Genomic DNA, 20,924 nt, shown 5'->3' on the forward strand with positions numbered 1-20,924 from the left:
GGAGGGAGGCCTCATGGACATGAGGTGGGACGACCTCGTCGGGATCGCACTGCTCGGCACCGAGCGGCGCCGCCCGGCCGGAGTCATAGGCGACGCCGCCGACGCCGCGTCGAGCCTGCTGGACGCCGCGGCGACCGGCGTCGTCCGGCGACGCGCCGGGCTGCTGCCCGGCACCGCCGGACCACGGCCGAAACCCGCTGCCCCCGACCGGCGGCCCGAACTGCCGCCCGCCGCCCGCCGACGACTCGCCGCCCTCCTCGCCGACCGCTCCGGCTCCGGCGGCGGCAACCGGCGCGGCGCCGCCCCGAACCTGGCCGAACTGCTCCCCCAATGGCTCGCGGCCGCCCGCCACGAGGGCTACGCCGTACCCCCCGAACTGCTCCCCGCGCTGCTGGACGTGGCCCGCGCCCGTACCGACCTGCGCGCCGACGCCCTCGCCTTCGCCGGTCAGCGCGGACGGTGGCTCGCCCGCCTCAACCCCGACTGGGCCTACGCCCTGCGCGCCGGCGCGGCAGCGGTCCCCGAACCCGGCACCCCCGGCGCCACGCCCGACCAGGACCAGGAGGAAGCCGCCCGGCTCTGGGAGGAAGGACTCTTCGCCGAACGCGTCGCCCTGCTCACCCGCCTGCGGATGAGCGCCCCCGACACCGGGCTCGCCCTGCTCGCCGCGACCTGGAAGAGCGAACGCGCCGAGGACCGGCTCATGTTCCTCGACTCCCTGCGCACGGGCCTGTCCGCCGCGGACGAGACCTTCCTCGAACAGGCCCTCTCCGACCGCAGCCGCAACGTCCGGGCGACCGCGGCCGAACTGCTCTCCGCCCTCCCCGGATCCGCGCTCGCCGCACGCATGGCCGTACGCGCCCGCACCTGCGTCTCCCTCGGCCCCGACGGCATCGTCGTGGAAGCCCCCTACGAATGCGACGCCGCCATGGAACGCGACGGCGTCGCCCCCCGCCCCCCGAACGGCCGCGGCGAACGCGCCTGGTGGCTCGGCCAACTCGTGGACGCCGCACCCCTGGCCATGTGGCCCGCACGATTCGGCGGCCGCACCCCCGAGCAGATCATCGCCCTCCCCGTCCTGGACGACTGGCAGCCCGACCTGCACGCCGCATGGTGCCGGGCCGCCGTCCGCCAACGCGACGCGCCCTGGGCCCGCGCCCTCCTCGGCCCCCCGCCCGCACCCACCGCACCCGTCGTCGCCATCGGCGACCCCGCCAAACTCCTCTCCATCCTCCCCGCGGGCGAACGCGCCGACTGGGTCGCGGCGTTCGTCGCCGCGCACGGACTCTCCGAGGCCTTCCAGATGCTCGGGGTCTGCGCCGTTCCCTGGGCACCGCCCCTCGGCCGGGCGGTCGTCGACGCACTCGACATCGCGCGGGACGCGGGCAGCTACCCCTGGAGCTTCAGCGGCGTCATGGGACTCGCCGAACGCTGCCTCGACCCTGCGGGGGCCGAGCAGGTCGCCCTCCTCGCCGCGGCCGGCGAGGACACCGCCAACAGCGCGCCGGGCGCCTCCGCGTACTGGTCCGAGGCCTTCCAACGCCTCGCCGGCACCCTCCGCCTCCGGGCCACCATGCTCACCGAACTCCGCCCACCCAACTCCTGACCCCCGCCGGGACCACACCCGAGCCAGAAGCTGCCACGCTCACCCCCACCGGCAGGCAGCCGCCGAACCGGCCCGGAGGGGGACGGTGCGGGGTGCCCCCGCAGGAATGCGCTGGTAGTGCCTCACCGACCAGGTAGGAGGCCGAAGGCGCATTCCGAGGAGGTGCCCCGTGGCGGCCCCCGACCCACCAACGGCGGCGCCGCGACAGGGGCGCGAGGAACTGCGCGAGCACCCCCCCCGAGGGAAGGTCGCGCGGCGAACCGCAACAAGCCACCCCGGAGCGCCCCCGCCTCACCCCAAACCCGCACCGAACCACCGCCCCAACGCCCCCGCCAGCCCCGACGGAGTAGCCCCAGCCCACGCCACATGCCCGTCGGGACGCAAAAGCACCGCCGGTGCGGGAAGGTCCGCGGCCCCCGCCGGGAGAACGTCGACGCGGTCGGACCAGCCCGTGGCGTCCAGCGCGTCCGTGGAGTCGAGCAGGATTCCGCGCCCTGACCGCATCCGCTCGTACAGGCGGGCGCCCCCGGGGAGCGGGATGTCCCGCAGTCTCCGGCCGAGCAGGCCGGATCCGTCGTCCTCGCCGCCGAGGTCGTACCGCACCCCCACCCCCGTGGCGACGCCCGTCATGTACGCGTTGACGTCCTCGAAGTCCATGAGCCGTGACAGCAGCGCCCGCAGGGCGACCGCGCCCGGTTCGGTGCCGAGGAGCATGATCTGGGCGCGGGTGTTGTCGAGGACGGCCGCGCCCACCGGGTGCCGTTCGGCCTCGTACGTGTCGAGCAGATCCTCGGGGGCCCGGCCCGCGAGCTGCGCGGCGAGTTTCCAGCCGAGGTTGAACGCGTCCTGGACGCCGATGTTGAGGCCCTGTCCGCCGGTCGGCGGGTGGATGTGCGCGGCGTCTCCCGCGAGGAACACGCGGCCGACCCGGTAGTGCTCGGCCTGCCGGGTGGCGTCGGTGAAGCGGGAGAGGAAGGTCGGGGTGTGCGCCCCGAAGTCCGTTCCGGCGTAGGCGTGCAGCCGGGCGCGGAATTCGTCGAGGGTGGGGGCGGCCCGGTCCTCCGAGACGGCCTCGGCGGGCACGATGATGCGGTAGATGCCGTCCCCGAGGGGGTGCGCGCCGAAGCGCAGTTGGGTCTTGCGCACCTCGGCCACGACCGCGGCGATCGTCTCCGGCTCCTCCGTGAGCGTCATGTGGCCGAGCAGTGTCTCGACGGTGGCGGGCTCGCCGGGGAAGCCGATGCCGACGGCCTTGCGGACGGCGCTGCGCCCGCCGTCGCAGCCGACGGCGTACCGCGACCGCAGCCGGGTGCCGTCCGCGAGCCCGACGGTGACGCCGTCCGCGTCCTGGTCCACCGCGGCGACCTCGCTGCCGAAGCGGATACGGGCGCCGAGCCGCTCCGCGTGCTCGCGCAGCAGCCGCTCGGTGGCGGGCTGCGAGACGGCGAGGCCGTAGGGGTGGGCGGTGTCGAGGGTCGCGGGCCAGTCCTTGTGGATGCCGCCGAAGAAGCCGCCGACCTGGAATTTCTCGCTGATGGCGAGGAAGCGGTCGAGCAGGCCGCGCTGGTCCATGATCTCGACGCTGCGGGTGTGCAGGCCCTGCCCGCGGGGCTGGTCGACCGGTTGGGGCGTCTTCTCCAGGACGAGCACGTCCACGCCGTGCAGCCGCAGTTCACCGGCGAGCATGAGGCCGGTGGGCCCGGCACCGATCACGATCACGTCGGCGGTGGGGTGGGCGGTACGGGGGGAGTCCGTCACGTCAGTCATCACCATGGCCCGTTCGATGAGGGTGTGTTTCCGACCGCGGTGCCGACCGGGAATGCGCGTTTCCGCAGCCCAGAGCACCTCGGGCCGGTCATTGTGCGGTATCGAACGGGCCTTGCCGCAAGCCCCCCTGTGCGCTATAAGTTAAGAGTGGCAAGGAGAGCGTGACGTCCTTGCCGTTCTTTTTTTGCCGGGACGGCCGCTCGCCCGTCGGCGCGAGAGACGGCCACCCCGCCGCGCGGCGCCTACGCCGCGGTCGTCGCGACGTTCGCGGTGACCCACTGGACGACGTCACCGGTGGGCGTTCCGGGGGTGAAGATCGCGGCGACGCCGAGCGCCTTGAGCGGGGCGATGTCGGCCTCGGGAATGATTCCGCCGCCGAAGACGGTGATGTCGGCGGCGTCGCGCTCCTTGAGGAGTTCCACGACCTTCGCGAAGAGCGTCATGTGGGCGCCGGAGAGGATGGACAGGCCGATCGCGTCGGCGTCCTCCTGGATGGCGGTGTCGACGACCTGCTCGGGCGTCTGGTGCAGGCCCGTGTAGATGACCTCCATACCGGCGTCCCGGAGGGCGCGGGCGATGACCTTGGCCCCGCGGTCATGGCCGTCGAGCCCCGGCTTGGCGACCACCACGCGGATCGGACCGGACACACCCATCTCTGCCTCCATGCGTACGCGGCCCCCGTGCCGACCCGTCCGGCCGCCCGTGGACCGCACTGTGCGCGAACCGTGTGAACGAACGTTATCTCCACCCTCCGCCGGGCGTCAGTTTTACGGACGGCACCGAGGGGGAAATCACACAGTGGGACACATTCCCCGCAAGGTCGGGCCGGTGGGGCCGCCCCCGGGCACGGGACACGCCCGAGCGGTACGCCGACTCGTCTGGTTCTGAGGAGCCGCTGTCAGGACGCCGCATTGCCGCGCTCCCAGCCGCAGAGCACGGCGGTGCGGCATCCGCGGCAGCGTCCGCGGGCACACCGCGGACGCCCCGCCCGAGCGGCGGTTTCTCCGGTGCGCGCCCGGGTCGGTGCGGATTCGGGCCGCGACGGGAGGTGGGCCATGGCCGGCCCCGACGGCACGGACCGCTCTGACCGCCCGAACAGCCCCGACACGCCCGACACGCCCGGCAGCCCCGACTCCCCCGGCCCGTCGGTGAGCCGCCTGTGGCACAGCGTGGGCCTGGCCAGGGCCACCGCGGCCGACCTCGCGGTACTGGCCCGCCACCTGGTGCTCTACCCCACCGGCATCCTCCCCGAGCACGAGCACGACCACGAGACCGAGACCGAGACCGAGACCGAAAACGACCGCGAGCGCGAACGCGGAGGCGGCCAGGGCCACCGGCACGGCCCCCCGCCCGCCCGGGAGGGCGATCCCGCGGGCACGCACGGCCGGCGATCCGGCGGGGCGGCGGCCCGTGGGCGCCCGCCCGTCCTCCTCCTGCACGGCTTCGTCGACAACCGCTCCGCGTTCTCCGTCCTGCGCCGCTCACTGCACGAGAACGGCTGGCCGCAGGTCCAGGCGCTGAACTACTCGCCGCTCATCGGCGACATCCGCACCGCGGCCGAGATGCTGGGCCGCCATGTGGAGCAGGTGTGCGCGCAGAGCCACCGGCGCCGGGTGGACGTCGTGGGGCACAGCCTCGGCGGCCTGATCGCCCGCTACTACGTCCAGCGGCTCGGCGGTGACCACCGGGTCCGCACGCTGGTCACCCTGGGGACCCCGCACGCCGGCACCCGCGCGGTGCCGGTGCTCGCGCCGCACCCGATCGTCCGGCAGATGCGGCCGGGCTCGGAGGTGCTGCGGGAGCTGGCCGCGCCGTCACCCGGGTGCCGGACGCGGTTCGTGGCTTTCTGGAGCGATCTGGACCAGCTGATGATCCCCGCGGAGGCGGCCCAACTGGTCCATCCGGATCTGCCGGCGGAGAATGTCAAGGTCAGCGGGGTGGGCCATCTGGCCCTGCCGGTGCACGGCACGGTGGTGGCGGAGATCCGCAGGGCGCTGCTGGGCGCCGGTCCGCTGCGTCCGGCGATCGACGCCGCATAACGGACACATAACGGTCGAATATCGACCGAACACCGGGCAAGGCGGACGTCACGTTCCGGGCAGAGATTGTCCCCGTCCCCTACCGGCAGCTACAGTCACCGCTGATTCTCCTGCTGCCGAGGCGAAAGAGAAGCTGGCGGTGAACGAACGTCACCCGTCGGGTCACACCCCCGACTACGACGCCTACGCGTACGACGCCTATTCCACGGGTGCCTACCAGGCTGTCGGCACCGCCTTCGCGGACGACACCGCGACCGGCACGTACGGCTACGTCCCACAGCAGCCCGCGGGCTACGGCTACGGCCAGTCACCGGCCCAGGACGTGAGCTACGGCACGGGCTACGGGTACGGCTACGACCCGGCCACCCAGCAGCAGAGCTACGACCCGTACGCGTACCCCTCCGGGACGACGTACTACGACACGGGCACCTTCGACGCCGGCCAGTTCGCGTCGTACGAACAGCCCCAGCCGCAGGCCCAGGCCCAGCCCCAGCAGCAGGTCCAGCCCGGCTACCCGTCGCAGGAGTGGGACTCCGGCGGCTACCCCGCGTACGGCTACGGCTACGACGCGAGCGGCGACACCGGGATCTTCGAGCAGTTCCCGCCCCAGCAGCAGGCCCACGACCCGTACGCGGGAAGCGGCTACGACCCGTATGCCCCGCAGCACTACGGCTACGCCGAGCCCACCGCGCACGAAGCCCAGCAGCAGCCGCAGCATCAGCCTCAGGACGCGCCCGAGCCCGACCCCGCAGCGGACCTCGGCCTCGATCTCGACCTCGGTCTGGATCTCGACACCGCCGCCGCCTCCCGCACCGACGAGCGGCACGACTTCGCCGCCGACGGCCCCGACCCCGAGATGCCCGCCGCCCGCAGCCGCCGCCGCAAGCCCGCGCGGCGCTCCGCGCTGCTCACCGTCGCGGTGCCGTCGGTCGCCGTCATGGGTGTGGCGGCGGTCGGCGCCGCGGCCGTGACCGGCGTGGGCGTGGCCCAGGACAGCGGCGCGGCGAAGGCCGACGCGAGCAGCGGCAAGGCGCCCACCACGCAGCTCGACCGCCAGCTCGCCGGGGTGAGCGCGGACGCCAACGACTTCGCCGACCGCGCCAGCCGCACCCAGGAGCGCATCGACCTCAAGGACCGGCAGGCCGCGGCGAAGAAGGCGGCGGACGCCGAGGCGGCCCGCAAGGAGGCGCTGCGGCCGAAGTTCGTGCTGCCGGTCAAGCAGCACGGGCTCAGCGCGTACTTCGGGCAGGCGGGCGTGAACTGGATGTCGGTGCACACCGGCATCGACTTCCCCGTCATGGTCGGCACCCCGGTGATGGCGGTGACCGACGGCACGGTCCGTACGCAGTGGAACAGCTCCTACGGCAACATGGCCATCGTCACCGCGCCGGACGGCACCGAGACCTGGTACTGCCATCTGAGCAGCACGAAGATCCGCAGCGGCAAGGTGAAGGCGGGCACGGTGATCGCCTACTCCGGCAACACCGGCAACACCACGGGCCCGCACCTGCACCTGGAGGTCCGCCCGAACGGCGGTTCCCCCATCGACCCGCTGGCCTGGCTCCTCAAGCACGGCCTCGACCCGCGCTGACCGGCCGGGCCCGAGGCGGCTGCCCCGGGCCCGCGGCGCCCTGCGCCTACAGCTTCTCCACCGGCGCGAACCGCAGCAGCAGCTTCTTGGGCCGCTCGTCGCCGAAATCGATCGTCGCCTTCTCGTCGCCCGGCTGGCCGGTCACCTCGATGACCGTGCCGAGCCCGAACTTGTCGTGCGTGACGCGGTCGCCGACCGAGAGGGAGATGACCGGGCGGTCGCCCGCCCCGCGCCGTGTCGCGAAGCCGCCCGCGCCGCGCCGCCCCGCGCCCGTACCCGCGCCGAGGGTCGAGGACAGGGACGCGGCGGCCTTGGAGGCCGGGGTGCCGCCCCCGCCGCCGGGGCCCTTCGCGTCGGAGCCGGTGCGCCGCCACTGGACGAGGGTGTCCGGGATCTCCTCCAGGAAGCGCGAGGGCGGGTTGTACGCGGGCTGGCCCCAGGCGCTGCGCATCATCGACCGGGTCAGGTAGAGCCGCTCACGGGCGCGCGTGATGCCGACGTACGCGAGCCGCCGCTCCTCCTCAAGCTCCTTGACCTGGCCCAGCGCCCGCATGTGCGGGAAGACGCCGTCCTCCATGCCGGTGAGGAAGACGACCGGGAATTCCAGGCCCTTGGCGGTGTGCAGGGTCATGAGGGTGATGACGCCGCCGGACTCGTCGTCGTCCGGGATCTGGTCGGAGTCGGCGACGAGGGCGACGCGCTCCAGGAACTCCGCCAGCGAGCCGGGCTGCTCCTCGCCGCGCTCCTGCTCGAACTCCAGCGCCACCGCGGCCAGCTCCTGGAGGTTCTCCACCCGGGTCTCGTCCTGCGGGTCGGTGGAGGCCTGGAGCTCGGCCAGGTAGCCCGTGCGCTCCAGCACGGCCTCCAGGACGACGGCGGGGCCCGCCCCGGACTCGGCGACGGTGCGCAGCTCGTCCATCAGCGTGGTGAAGCGCTTGACGGCGTTGGCGGAGCGCGCGGCCATGCCGTACGCCTCGTCGACCCGGCGCAGCGCGGCGGCGAAGGAGATCTTCTCGCGGGCCGCGAGCGCCTCGATCATCGCCTCGGCGCGCTCGCCGATGCCGCGCTTGGGCACGTTGAGGATCCGCCGCAGCGGGACGCCGTCCTCGGGGTTGGCGAGGACGCGTAGGTACGCGAGCACGTCCCGGACCTCGCGCCGCTCGTAGAAGCGCACGCCGCCGACGACCTTGTAGGGCAGGCCGACGCGGATGAAGACCTCTTCGAAGACCCGGGACTGCGCGTTGGTGCGGTAGAAGACGGCGACGTCGCCGGGGCGGGCGTCACCGGCGTCGGTAAGGCGGTCTATCTCGTCGGCGACGAACTGGGCCTCGTCGTGCTCCTGGTCGGCGGTGTAGCCGGTGATGACGGGGCCGTCGCCGGCCTGCGTCCACAGGTTCTTCGCGCGGCGGCCGGCGTTGCGCTCGATGACGGCGTTGGCGGCGGACAGGATCGTCTGGGTGGAGCGGTAGTTCTGCTCCAGCAGGATCGTGCGGGCCTGCGGGTAGTCCTCCTCGAACTGGAGGATGTTGCGGATGGTGGCGCCGCGGAAGGCGTAGATCGACTGGTCCGCGTCACCGACGACGCACAGCTCCCCCGCCTCCTCGCCGGTCCCGACCAGCTCGCGGACCAGGGTGTACTGCGCGTGGTTGGTGTCCTGGTACTCGTCGACGAGGACGTGCCGGAAGCGCCGCCGGTAGTGCTCGGCGACGTCCGGGAAGGCCTGGAGCAGGTTGACCGTGGTCATGATGATGTCGTCGAAGTCGAGCGCGTTGGCCTCGCGCAGCCGCGCCTGGTAGAGCGCGTAGGCCTCGGCGAGCTTCTTCTCAAAACCGTTCTCCGCCTGTCCGGCGAAGGTCTCCTCGTCGACCAGCTCGTTCTTGAGGCCCGAGATCTTCGCGCTGAAGGACTTCGGCGGGAACTGCTTCGGATCGAGGTCCAGGTCGCGGCAGACCAGGGCCATCAGGCGCTTGGAGTCGGCGGCGTCGTAGATGGAGAAGGACGACGTGAAGCCGAGCACCTTGGACTCGCGGCGCAGGATCCGCACGCACGCGCTGTGGAAGGTCGACACCCACATCGCCTTGGCGCGCGGGCCCACCAGCTCCTCGACGCGCTCCTTCATCTCGCCCGCGGCCTTGTTGGTGAAGGTGATCGCGAGGACGGAGCCGGGGTGGACGTCCCGGGCGGCGAGCAGGTGGGCGATGCGGTGGGTGAGCACCCGGGTCTTGCCGGAGCCGGCCCCGGCGACGATGAGCAGCGGCCCGCCGGAGTGCTCGACGGCGGCGCGCTGCTGCTCGTTGAGCCCCTCCAGGAGCTGCGCGGGATCGGTCGCGGGGCGCGGGGCGCCGTTGCGGTAGTACGCGTCGCGCTCACCGCCCGGGGCGCCGCCGCCGAACTCGTGGTCCTCCGGGGGCGGCGGGGCGTCCGGGTCGGCGGGCTCGGGGGCCACGTGCAGACCGGACTGGAGGCCGGCGAGGAAGTCGTCGTCAAAGAGGCTGCTCATCGCCTCCCGAGTCTAGGCGGTGGCACCGACAGCGCGGTCCGGTTCGGCCCCCTTTCCCCGTAGCTCGCGAATCACACACCGTGAGAATCGGAATTGATTACGAAAAGGTATCGGGGCCAACCGGACACCGGCCTTCCCCTGGCTGCGCCACTTGGTTACGGTGCCGCACCAGGCAGCGTCCGAAAGGAGTCCGTCGGGCATGGCGACACACCGCAAGTCCCGCACCGCGATACTCAGCACCCCGGGGCCGCGCACGGCCGTGGGGCTGACGACCGCCGCGCTGGCCACCATGACCATCTTCGCGGAGGCGGCGGCCGCCGCCCCCGGGGCTCCTTCCCCGCAGCCGTCGATCGCCGACGTCAAGGCGAAGGTGGACGCCCTCCAGCACGACGCGGAGGTGGCCACCGAGAACTACAACGGGATCAAGGAAGCCACCAGCCAGCAGAACACGAAGGTCAACACGCTGCTGGCGCAGGCCGCCCAGAAGACGCAGACGCTGAACGAGTCCCGCCGCCAGCTGGGCATCTACGCCTCCGCCCAGTACCGCAGCGGCGGCGACGACTCGACCGCCACCTACCTGCTGGCGGCCAGCCCGCAGGATCTGCTCGACCAGCGGCATCTGACCGACCTGTTCGGCAAGCGGCAGAAGGCCGCCGTCGAGAACTTCCGGGTGCAGCAGGCCGACGCGACGCAGAAGCGCATCCAGGCCGCGCAGGCGCTCCAGACGCTCACCGCGAAGCAGGCACAGCTCAAGGCCGCCAAGGCGGACGTGGCGAAGAAGCTGGGCGCGGCGCAGAAGCTCCTCAACAGCCTGACCGCGCAGGAGAAGGCGCGGCTGGCGGCGCTGGAGAAGAAGCAGGCGGAGGAAGCCGCGAAGAAGGCCGCCGCCATCGCGAAGGCGGAGGAGGCGAAGAAGGCGGCCGCGGCCAAGCAGGCCCAGCAGGCCGGTTCCACGACCAGCACATCTTCCGCCGCGAACTCCTCGATCGCGGACAAGGCGATCGCCTTCGCGCGCGACCAGATCGGCGAGCCGTACGTGTGGGGCGCGACCGGGCCCAGTTCGTGGGACTGCTCGGGCCTGACGCAGGCGGCCTACAAGGCGGCGGGGGTGACGCTGCCGCGCACCACCGGTGAGCAGGTCACCGTCGGCACCCGGGTCTCGCAGTCCGACATGGAGCCCGGCGACCTGGTCTTCTTCTACAGCGACCACAGCCACGTCGGCATCTACATCGGCGGCGGCAACATGATCCACGCGCCGCACACGGGCACGGTCGTGAAAATCGCGCCGATCACCGAAATGCCCATCTACGGGGTGGTCCGCCCGTACTGACACGGGGGCGAGCGGTCACCAACCGTAAGATCACAAAGCGATTTCGGTCACGTTCCGATCCAAACTTCCCAGACCCGGGGGAGTTTGACTACCGTAGCCCGCTAGGTGATGCGTTCTCCGCCGGTGACGGCACCGGCAGCGCGTCGCCTCCGCTCAATCCGGCCCCAGGCCGGAACCGGGGACCCACCAAGCACACTTGGGGTGAATCGGACACGGTGCCGCGCGGCACCGCACCGTAGGGCCAGCCTTCCCGGCCCGAACCCGTCAGCTAACCCGGTCGGCGGTTCACGGAAGGAGTCGCCTTCGTGGCGTCGCACCGCAAGCCGCGTCAGAGCCTGCTGGCCCTCACCGCCCCCCGCGCGGCGGTCGGGGTCACCGCCGCGGCCCTTGCCTCGGTCACCCTGCTCAGCGAGAGCGCCAGCGCCGCGCCCGCCAAGCCGAAGCCGTCCATCGCCGAGGTCAAGAAGCAGATCGACACCCTCAACGAGCAGGCCGAGGTGGCGACGGAGGCCTACAACCAGGCGGTGGAGAACACCAAGGCGCAGCGCACCAAGACCAACACGCTGCTGGCCGAGGTCGCCGAGAAGACCGAGCAGATGAACGCCACCCGGCGGCTGCTGGGCCAGTTCGCGAGCGCGCAGTACCGCGACGGCGGCATCGACCCGACCGTCCAGCTGCTCCTGTCCAGCGACCCGGCGGGCTTCCTGGACCAGTCGCACACGCTCAGCCAGCTGTCGGCGAGCCAGACCGCGGCGCTGAAGAACTTCCGGACGCAGCAGGAGCAGGCCTCCATCCAGCGGTCGCAGGCCACCGCGAGCCTCGCGCAGCTCACCACCGCGCAGCAGCAGCTCGCGACGCAGAAGAAGACCATGGAGGACAAGCTCGCCGCGGCGCAGAAGCTGCTCAACAGCCTCACCGCCCAGCAGCGGACCCAGGTCGCCAACATCCACAAGGGCTCGTCGTCCAAGACGGACTACACCTACTCCGGCCCCGCGAGCGGCCGGGCCGCCGCCGCCATCCAGTTCGCGCTCGCGCAGCGCGGCAAGCCGTACGTGCGCGGCGCGACCGGCCCCGGCTCGTACGACTGCTCCGGGCTCACCCAGGCCGCCTTCCGCGCGGCGGGCGTGACGATCGGGCGCACCACGCAGGACCAGATCCACTACGGGGTGCCCGTCTCCAAGGCCGACCTCCAGCCGGGCGACCTGGTCTTCTTCTACTCCGGCAACTCGCATGTCGGCATCTACCTCGGCAACGGCCAGATCGTGCACGCCCCGCACACCGGCGCGGTCGTCGAGGTCGCCCCGATGAGCTGGATGCCCTTCTCGACCGCGCGCCGGGTCGCCTGACCCCCGGCACCGCGCCGCCCGCCTCCGCAGCCTGACCGCGCCCCCTGCCCCGTACCGTACGTCGGTCGTACGGAACCGGTTCCGGGGCATCCGGTCAGGCTGCGGGCATATGCGGGCGGGTCACCCGTCGAACAGCGGTCGGAAGCGGGCAGAGCCGACCGGATGAGGTCAGTCCCGGTCAGTGCGCCCCTTTTCCGCCCCCGGCGGGTCTAGCGTCGCTCCTCAGGTGGCCGACACCCCACTGCCGTCCCGGCTCGTGGACGGCATCGGCCACCCCCGCCGAAGGCCCGGCGGCGTCCTGCTCCCCCGTGCAGGCGCCGCCGGGCCGTTCCCTGGAAGGAGTGACGGCCGCGATGGCCTCACACAGTCCCGCCGGCAGTCCCACCGGCCCCGCCGCGCACCGCAAACGCCCCCCTTTAGCCGGCGGTCCCGCCACGACCACCAAGCGGGTCGGCGTCACCCTGGCCCTCGCCTCGGCCGCCTCCGTGTCCCTGCTCGGCGAGACCGCCCACGCCGAGCCCACGCTCACCCCCGACCAGGTGCGCGCCCAGGTCGCGACGCTCTACCAGCAGGCGGAGCGGGCCACGCAGGAGTACGACGGCGCCAAGGAGCAGGCCGACCGGGCGGACACCCAGGTCACCGCCCTCCAGGACGAGCTGGCCCGCAAGACCGCGGCCCTGAACACCACCCGGGACGCGCTCGGCAGCCTCGCCGCCGCCCAGTACCGCACCGGCGGCCTCGACCCGCTGCTGCAGCTCGCGCTCAGCTCCACGCCCGGCAGCTACCTGGAACGCGCCGCCTTCCTCACCCAGGCCGGCACCCGGCAGTCCGTGACGCTGCGGCAGCTCGCCGCCCAGCAGCGCGACATCGCCGGCACCCGCGCGCAGGCCGCCGACAAGCTCGCCGCGCTGCGCGGCGCGCAGGCCGCCGTCGCCGCGCACCGCCGCACCGTCACCGGCAAGCTCGCCGCCGCACAGGCGCTGCTCGACCGGCTGACCGCCGCCCAGCGCGCGGCCCTCGCGGCGGACGAGGACCCCCCGGCGCAGGCCGCCCCCGCCTCCCCCGGCGCGCACGGCACCGCCACCGCGCCGCTCCCCTCCGTCGCGGCGCCCTCGGCGCGCGCCGCCAGGGCCGTGGCGTTCGCGTACCGCGCGCTCGGCCTGCCGTACGTGTGGGGCGCCACGGGCCCGCGCGCGTACGACTGCTCGGGCCTGACGCAGGCGGCGTACAAGGCGGCGGGCGTGTCCCTGCCGCGCACCAGCTACACCCAGATCAACGCGGGGCAGCGGATCTCGCGCGACCAGCTCCAGCCCGGCGACCTGGTCTTCTTCTACTCGGGTGTGAGCCATGTCGGGATCTACATCGGCGGCGGCCGGATGATCCACGCCCCGCATCCCGGTTCGACGGTGCGGATCGCGCCGATCAGCGAGATGCCCTTCGCGGGCGCGGTGCGGCCGAGCTGACACGGCGGGACATGGGACTGCCGGCCCGGTCGCGTCGCGACCGGGCCGGCAGGGGTCCGCGTGCTAGGGCGTGTCCGCGGGTGTCACGTACAGCCCCGCGGCCTTTCCGCGGGATCCCGCCCGGCCGAGCGCCGGCCGCCACAGGACGACGCCGTGCTCGCGCTCCCATCCCCGGGCGGCGCGGGTCTGCACCGCGAACACCGTGAAGAGCAGCGGCAGCAGCAGTACCAGGAACGGCACGTGCAGCCGCCAGACGCCGAACAGCGCGAACAGCGCGCTGCCCAGGCCCACTGCCACGGCGTCCAGGGCGAGCCGCCGCCGGACTTCCCCGGCCGGCCGCACGCCCGGCAGCCCTTCGGCGGGGACGGCCGCCGCGTAGCCCTCGGCCGTGCGGCGCCGCGCCCCCGCGCGGAACTGCGCGAACGGCATGATCACCAGGTAGAGCCCCAGCACGACGAGTTGCCCCGTCAGGTTGAAGGCGTCCCAGTCCTGGTCGCGGCTGCCGACCGGCAGTGCCACGGCGAGGCCCGCCGCGGTGCCGGCCACGCACCCGGCGGTGATCCACCGGGTGTGCGCCACCAGCGGCACCAGGAAGCCCGGTTGCCTTTGCGGGTGTTCCGCAGCGGAAACCGTCATCGGTCCCCCTCCTCCGTTCTCGTCCCCTGCTCCGCCTGCTCCGTTGTCATTGTCCTGCTCATCCGAAGAGACCACCGAGTTTCTTGAACCCCTTCGCGACACCGCCGACCCCCTTGACGATGCCGCCGGCGACCGAGGTCCCTATCTTGTTCGCCACCTTCCCGACGGGTGACGCCGCCAGTTTGGGGGCGAATCCGATGCCGGTGAAGATGAGCAGCGCCTGCACGGAGGACTTCACACACGCGGTGCCGAAGCCGTTACGGCAGTTGTAGTACGCCTGGTAGCCGTTGGCCACGATCTGGATGCCGGTGTAGACGGCGATGGCCGTCGCACCGCACGCCGCGCCACCCTCGGGGCCGACGACCGAGCAGAAGAGCAGCCCGGCGCCAGCCAGCATGATGGCGTCGTTGGACGCCGCGTTGAGCTTGTCCGCGACGTCGTTCTTGTGCGGCATCTTGACGGCGTCCTTGCACTGCGCGGCCGAGCTGCCGCCGTCCAGGCACTTGCCGAACTGCTGGATCTGCGCCGAGTACTTGCCGCCCGCGGTGTCCATCCAGTTCCTGAACGTCTTGTCGTCCAGGTTGCCGCCGCCGGTGTACCCGAGGTTCTTGCGCAGCCAGTCCTGCGTCTTGCTGTCGACGGAGTTGCCGCCGCTGTTGCCGCTCTTGGTGTGGTACGAGGCGGAGGTGGCGGTGTGGCTCGCGCCCGAGTGGTGCCGGGCGTCCTGCTCCTTCTCCTTCTGGGTGCGGTGGTCGCCGCCGTCGCCCTTGCCCTTGCTGGGGGTGTGCGGGCAGGCCGGCTCGTCGCCGAAGCCGCAGGCCAGGCCGTCGCCGGTGGGGTCGGCGAAGGTGACGGGGTTGTCCGCGCCGTACGCGTAGCCGTTGAGGGTCTGCGGTTTGTCCGTCTCCAGCTTCGGGTCGGTGCTCAGGAAGCGGCCGGTGAGCGGGTCGTACTGCCGGTCGCCGACCTGGGTGAGGCCGCTGCCGGGGTCGGCCGGGGCGCCGAGGAAGCCCTTGTCGTCCGGCCAGTTCGCGGGGCCGCTGCCGCGCGAGGAGCCGAAGGGCGTGGTGTAGCGCGTGCTGACGGCCTGGGTCGCGCCGTCCAGGGCGATGCCCGCGGTGCCGTGGTCGTCGGAGGCGATCCAGCTCAGCTGCGGCACGCCCGGCTCGGTGGTGCGCTCCGCGACGACCTGGCCGTCCGCGCCCTCGGTGTACTGGCGTACGCCCCAGGTCGTGACCTTGCCGTCGGCGCCCTTGCGGGAGTGCAGTTCGGTAGCGCCGAGGTAGAGCACGCTCTCCCCGTCCCCGCTGGTGGCGTGGCGGACGAGCAGGTCGTCGTCGGCGTCGTAGAGGTAGCCCGCCGCGTCGGTGCCCTCGGCGGAGGTGGCGAGGTCGCCCTCGGTGTTCCAGGTGAGCTGCTGCCCGGCGGTGCCCGCGAGGGGCCGGGTGAGGGTGTTGCCCGCCTTGTCGTAGGTGTACGTGTCGGCCGCGCCCGTGCAGCTGCCGGTGCTGACGGTGCTGGTCAGGGTGTGCGGCTGGGTGGGCTTGCCGTAGCAGTAGGTGGTGGTGCCGCCGGCGCCCGCCGCGGTGCGCTCGGTGTCGCTGGTGCGCAGCCCGCCGTCGGTGTAGGCGTAGCTGCTGCTGTACGGTGCCGGTCCGCCGAGGGCGGCGGTGGCGGCCGTACCCGACGCGCAGTCGCCGCCGGCCGGGGTCCAGGCGCTGGTCAGCCGCTGGTAGCCGTCGTAGCCGAAGCACTGGGTGTCGGCGGTGGTGGTGCCGCCGAGGGTGGCGGGGTTGCTGATCTTCGTGACGTCACCGGCGGCGTCGTAGCTGTAGTGCAGGTCCATCGGCATCCACGCGTGCGTGTCGTCGGTGACGTAGCTGCGCAGCAGCCTGCCGGTGCCCTCCTCCCACTCGTTGTCGAGGTAGGCCTGCTTGACGGTCGGCGAGGGGGAGACTCCGAGCGTCAGCTGCTCGGGCCGGGCGGTCTGCGAGTAGGCGGTGTCCAGCACGTAGCCGGACTTGCCGACCACCGTGTCGACGTTCCCGGTCGGGGTGTAGGTGTAGCTGACGTCCTCCTGCGGGAGTCCGGCGACGGCCGGTTCGCGGCTGTAGGCGAGGCTGCCGTCGACGTTGTAGCTCGCGGCGAAGCTGTAACCGGCCTGCGCGGCGCCGGAGGTGACCAGCGGATCGGTCGGGTCCAGGCTCACGGTGCTGCCGGTGACGTGGTAGAGGCTGTCGTACGAGGTGATCGCGTCGGTGTACTGCCTGCCGCCGTCGTAGCGGGTCGAGGTCGCGGGCTGGCCCTTGGCGACGGTGTCGTAGGTCCAGCTCGCCAGCCGGTTGGCGTCGCTGCGGTCGGTCTGCCACAGGCCGGTCCTGCGGCCGAGGGAGTCGTAGCCGAACAGCTGCGTGCGGCCCTCGGCGTCGGTGTCGGTGTCGACGTTGTCGATCGCGGTGTAGGTGGTCGTGGTCTTCCCGGCGTCCGGGTCGGTCGCCGACGTCTGGCGGCCGAACAGGTCGTAGCCCCACGACCACACGGCCTTGTCGGGCCCGGTCACGGTGAGCTTGCGGTCGTCGTTGCCGTAGGTGTAGGCGGTCGTGGTGTGCGCGGGCAACGGCGCGGTGCCGCCGTAGTCGGCGTCGGCGTAGGAGCCGCCGGAGTATTCGCGCAGCTCCGAGGTCCGCCCGCGCGCGTCGGTCACGGTACGGGAGGCCGAGCCGCCCGCGGGCGCGCTGACGGCCGTGGAGTCACCGGTGTAGCTGGTGGTGGTGGACCACTTCGGCACGCCGTAGACCAGCAGCTGGTCGGACGTGGTGCGGCCCGCCGCGTCGAAGGTGAACTGGTGCTGCGTGGGCGTGCCGCCGTACTCGCCCCGGTCGTACGTGCCCGTGGGCGCCTTGGAGCTGTCGTAGGTGTCGGCGTAGGTGGCGGTGACCAGGCCGCGCGAGTCGTAGCGGGTGTCGGTGAGCAGCCGGCCGCCGATCGGCGTCGGGGTCTGCTTCTGGATCGGCCGCAGCAGCGCGTCGTAGATGTCGTAGCTGGTGCTGCGGGTGTTGTTGAGCCCCAGCGTGGAGGTGGCGACGTACGACTGGGTCGCGTTGTCGACGTGGTAGGTGTAGGTGGTGTTGGCGCTCTCGCCGCCGCCCTTGCTGCGGTTGGGCAGCCAGACGCCGGTGAGCCGGCCGAGGCCGTCGTAGGTCAGCTCCGTGAGCTTGCCGTTGACGTCGTAGACCTGCGTCTTCTGGCCGCGCAGCCGCTCCAGCACGGTGACGGTGGACTGCTTGGCCGCGTTGGTCTCGACGGTCTGGGTCGGGACTCCCGCACCGGCCGGTGTGTAGGCGGTGGCGTCGGTGTTGCCGGCGGCGTCCGTCGAGGACGTGGCGCGGCCCAGGGCGTCGAAGGCGGTCTTCGTGGTGGTCTGCCAGCTCACCGGCTTGCGCTCGCCGTTGCTGTCGGCGCCCGCCGGATACGCCGAGGCGCGGCCGGTCCAGCTGCCGTCGCCCTTGGTGGGGGTCTGGGCGGAGGTCCAGGTGGTGGCGGACGGGTTGTCGTAGACGGTGGCGGTGTCGGAGAGCACGTCGCCGGGTGTGCTGCTGTTCGCGGGCAGCGCCAGGGCGCTGTCGGTGGTGCCGCACGGCTTGCCGACGGTACGGGTCCTGGACACCAGCGCCGTCAGACCGGCGCCGGGGTTGCGGGCGTACCAGGTGCGGGTGCACGTCTCGTCGCCGCTCTTGGCGGTGTCGCCCGCGTCGTCCTCGCTGACGGCCATGCCGTAGGAGTCGTAGGTGGTCGCGGTGGACGTGGACCGCCACGCCGACCGTGCGGTGAGCCAGGTGTAGTCGTACGTCTTGCCGGTGCGGACGTAGTAGGCCTCGGTGTCGGCGTACGACTTGTGCTGCGTCGCCGTCCGCGCCGACCAGGGGTCGTTGACGGTCGCGGAGATCGCGGTGGCGCCGTCGTAGGTGACGGACTCACGGGTGAAGCCCGCGTACTGGTCGGCGTCGGTGACCGCGGGGATGCTCAGTCCGCCGACGCTCTGGCCGGTGACCGTGGCCGAGCGGGCGGCGCCGGACTTGCGCTTGTCGCCGTCCATGCCCTGGAAGTAGGTGGTGACGGTCTTCTCCCGGCCGGTCCCCGTGCCGAGGTAGTCGGTGACGGTGCGGTAGCCGCGCCAGATCGACCAGGTGCGCTCGTCCTCGGGGGTCAGCGGGCTGTCGTCGTGGTGCCAGGCGGGGTCGGCGTACTCGTAGGAGTGCTCCTCCGGCTCGTTGTTGCCGGTCGGGTCCGCGGTGCTGACCGACAGCACACGGTACTTGTGGAACCAGTCCACCGAGGCGTCCGTGGCGCCGTTGACGTGCCAGTAGACCGGATAGCACGCCATGGTGTCGTCGTCCTCGGCGGCGGGCATCCTCGTCCCGCGGACGCAGTCGTCCGGCGGGGACATGGTGACGGTGGTGACCGCGCCCGTCTCCGAGGTGATGCCCTCCAGCCGCGGACGCGACAGCGGCAGGATGTTGTCGGTGGCGTCAACCCGGTTGGGCAGCTGCTGGTAGGTGAAGCTCACCGGCTTGAGGGTGACACCGCCCGCGCCGTTGCCGGTACGGGTGAGGGTGTCGAGGACGAGCGACTGGTCGGAGCTGTCGCCGATGTCGCCCGGGTCCAGGTACTTGTGCGTCAGCGCCCAGGTGTCGACGGGCGTGTAGGTGGTGCCGCTGCCCGACCACACCGACGTCTGCACCTGCGTCAGCCGCTTGCGGGTGAAGAAGGACGGGGCGACCGCCTTGCACGCGGTGTCCGAGGCGTTCGCCGCGCAGATCTGGTCGAAGGGCACGTCGGGCCAGCTCTGCGCGGTCTTCTCGGTCAGGCTGGAGCAGTCGGCGGCCAGGCAGCGCTCGGCGTAGCCGAAGTGCACCTGGTAGGGGGCGGTGGCGGTGAAGAGGGTGTCGGACCGCTGCCCGTAGAGGATGTGGTCGAGGTAACCGCCGCGGGTGTAGGTGGCGTTGGCGGTGGTGGCCTTGTCACGCTTGTAGGAGTTGGTCTCCGCGGTGTACCAGTACGTCTCGGCGTTGCCGTGCGTGTCCACGACGTAGTCCAGGTTCCACCGCCAGGCCTGCTGGTACCACCGGTCGGCGAAGGCGCTGCCCTTGGCGTAGCCGGGCTCGCCGGAGTCGTCGCCGAAGACCGGCACCGTCCAGACCGAGTTGGTGCGCTGGGTGCCGGCGCCGGGCAGCTTGTTCAGGCCGAAGACGTACTTCGTGCCGTCGCCGGTCGTCACCGTCCAGTACTCGCCCGCGCCGTCCACGCCGTCGCCCTGGTCGCCGTTGTCGGCGCCGGTGGAGTGGGTGACGGTGGAGGCGTCGTCGTCGGCGAGCCGCCAGGTGCCCGTCGTGTCGTCCTTGACCAGCTCGGTGGCCCGGCCGTTGAGGACGAGCGAGGCGTTGTCGTACTTCCAGCACAGGTCGTAGACCTTGCTCTGGCCGTCCTCGTCGCAGGAGCCGTAGTTGCGGCCGATGTAGGACTCGGCGGTGTCGGTGAAGCCCGCGCCCACCTGGGAGCCCTGGTTGTTGCTGGTCGCGATCTGCCCGTCGATGCTGCCGGAGTCGTAGGCCAGCGACAGCGAGGGCGCCGGACCGGCGGGGGCGGAGGGCACGTCCATGGCGTACGACCAGGAGTAGGACCCGGACGAGTCGCCCGCGGTCCAGGTCGCCGACGGCTCCAGCTTGGTGGCGGAGTAGTCGCCCGCCCCGTCGGTGGCCTCGCCGCCGGTGCCGTCCGCGGTGAGCGCGAGCACCGTCGGGGCGGCCGCGGCCGCGGCGGCGGCAGCGGTCCGCGGCAGCGCGGCCGAGACGGTCTGCGCGGCCACGTCGTTGGCGTCGTCCAGCGGTGTCTGCGTACGGCACCGGGTCTGCTGCGGGGTGGTCAGGGCGCAGGCCGGCAGCTGCACCAGCCGCAGCCGCCCGGACCAGCCGCCGCCGTACGCCGAGGCGAAGCCCGCGTAGCCGACCTGGACCCGGTCCGGCCGGGTGGTCCCCTGCCCGGTGACCGAGAGCAGGACGCCGGTGACGCCCGCGGCCCGGGTGGCCGCCCGGTCGGCGACCGTGACGGTGGCGTTCTGCGGGGTGCCGGCGGCGGCCCCCGCCGCGGTGACGGTGACGGGCAGTCCGCCGGCCGCCGCCGCGGCACCGTGCGCGCCGGGCGCGCGTACCGCGACCGTGCCCGTACCGCCCGCGGGCCAGGACGCGTGCTGCTGGGTCAGGGCGCGGGCGGCCTGCGTGTCGTCGGCCTTGCGCTGCCGGGCGAACGCGTCGCGCTGCTGCTGGGCGCCCAGCGCGACGGAGTGGGTCTTCGTGCTGTGCGGCTTCGGTACCGCGCTGCGGCCGAGCGGTCCGGCGTCCGCCGCTGCGGGGGCGGCGCTCAGCCCCAGCATCGGCACGACGACGGCCGCGGCGAGCGTCGCGCATATCGTGCTGCCCCGCCACCACGCCGAACGGCGCGGCCCCCGGGGGCCATTCGGTGATCTCACGGAATCCCTTCCTGGACGAACCGCGTGCGGGCACGCGGACCTGACCGCGGCCGGCACCAGGGAGAAGCCGGTGCCGGCCGCGGTGGGGTGGAGCGGTGGTGCGGACGAGAGGTTTTTCGG

The 20,924-nt window shown here is 72.7% G+C and carries 11 protein-coding genes and 1 riboswitch; of the genes, 6 read left to right on the plus strand and 5 right to left on the minus strand.

Annotated elements, in window-relative coordinates:
- Positions 1–13: 13 nt before the first annotated feature.
- Positions 14–1,606 carry a DUF5691 domain-containing protein gene (locus tag ACWERV_RS08470; RefSeq protein WP_452930385.1) on the plus strand — a complete coding sequence of 531 codons (1,593 nt, stop codon included), beginning with the start codon at positions 14–16 and terminating at the stop codon, positions 1,604–1,606.
- 291 nt (positions 1,607–1,897) lie between these two features.
- Here ACWERV_RS08470 and ACWERV_RS08475 read toward each other — a convergent pair whose 3' ends face one another.
- Together ACWERV_RS08475 and ACWERV_RS08480 are read right to left on the minus strand one after the other, a co-directional pair.
- Positions 1,898–3,379 carry an FAD-dependent monooxygenase gene (locus tag ACWERV_RS08475; RefSeq protein WP_452930388.1) on the minus strand — a complete coding sequence of 494 codons (1,482 nt, stop codon included), beginning with the start codon at positions 3,377–3,379 and terminating at the stop codon, positions 1,898–1,900.
- Positions 3,380–3,615: 236 nt separating this feature from the next.
- Positions 3,616–4,026, minus strand: coding sequence for a cobalamin B12-binding domain-containing protein (locus tag ACWERV_RS08480; RefSeq protein WP_398185139.1), 411 nt, complete (start codon positions 4,024–4,026; stop codon positions 3,616–3,618).
- Positions 4,027–4,428: 402 nt separating this feature from the next.
- On the opposite strand from ACWERV_RS08480, the gene ACWERV_RS08485 reads away from it, so the two are divergent.
- Positions 4,429–5,412, plus strand: a complete 984-nt coding sequence (locus ACWERV_RS08485) for an esterase/lipase family protein (RefSeq protein WP_452930391.1) — start codon at positions 4,429–4,431, stop codon at positions 5,410–5,412.
- A gap of 139 nt (positions 5,413–5,551) precedes the next feature.
- Positions 5,552–7,003 (plus strand): M23 family metallopeptidase, encoded by a 1,452-nt coding sequence (locus tag ACWERV_RS08490; protein WP_452930394.1) that lies wholly within the window; start codon positions 5,552–5,554, stop codon positions 7,001–7,003.
- A 46-nt stretch (positions 7,004–7,049) separates the two neighbouring features.
- Here ACWERV_RS08490 and pcrA read toward each other — a convergent pair whose 3' ends face one another.
- Entirely contained in the window at positions 7,050–9,503 is a 2,454-nt protein-coding gene (gene pcrA, locus ACWERV_RS08495; protein WP_452930396.1) for a DNA helicase PcrA, read from the minus strand.
- Positions 9,504–9,702: 199 nt separating this feature from the next.
- Between pcrA and ACWERV_RS08500 the strand changes: the two genes are divergently transcribed.
- The 3 genes from ACWERV_RS08500 (at position 9,703) to ACWERV_RS08510 (ending at position 13,642) form a co-directional block, all read left to right on the plus strand.
- Positions 9,703–10,833, plus strand: a complete 1,131-nt coding sequence (locus ACWERV_RS08500) for an NlpC/P60 family protein (protein ID WP_452930399.1) — start codon at positions 9,703–9,705, stop codon at positions 10,831–10,833.
- A 140-nt stretch (positions 10,834–10,973) separates the two neighbouring features.
- A riboswitch (cyclic di-AMP (ydaO/yuaA leader) is annotated at positions 10,974–11,131 on the plus strand.
- A 7-nt stretch (positions 11,132–11,138) separates the two neighbouring features.
- Positions 11,139–12,179 (plus strand): C40 family peptidase, encoded by a 1,041-nt coding sequence (locus ACWERV_RS08505; protein ID WP_398185155.1) that lies wholly within the window; start codon positions 11,139–11,141, stop codon positions 12,177–12,179.
- Between the two features lie 353 nt (positions 12,180–12,532).
- Complete coding sequence (locus ACWERV_RS08510) at positions 12,533–13,642, plus strand: NlpC/P60 family protein (protein WP_452930403.1); 1,110 nt, start codon at positions 12,533–12,535, stop codon at positions 13,640–13,642.
- 63 nt (positions 13,643–13,705) lie between these two features.
- Here the strand turns inward: ACWERV_RS08510 and ACWERV_RS08515 are convergent, their stop codons facing one another.
- Both ACWERV_RS08515 and ACWERV_RS08520 read right to left on the minus strand, forming a co-directional pair.
- Positions 13,706–14,278 (minus strand): hypothetical protein, encoded by a 573-nt coding sequence (locus ACWERV_RS08515; RefSeq protein WP_452930406.1) that lies wholly within the window; start codon positions 14,276–14,278, stop codon positions 13,706–13,708.
- 58 nt (positions 14,279–14,336) lie between these two features.
- Positions 14,337–20,804 carry an RHS repeat-associated core domain-containing protein gene (locus tag ACWERV_RS08520; RefSeq protein ID WP_452930409.1) on the minus strand — a complete coding sequence of 2,156 codons (6,468 nt, stop codon included), beginning with the start codon at positions 20,802–20,804 and terminating at the stop codon, positions 14,337–14,339.
- Between the last annotated feature and the right edge of the window lie 120 nt (positions 20,805–20,924).

The organism is Streptomyces sp. NPDC004031 (genome assembly GCF_053604375.1).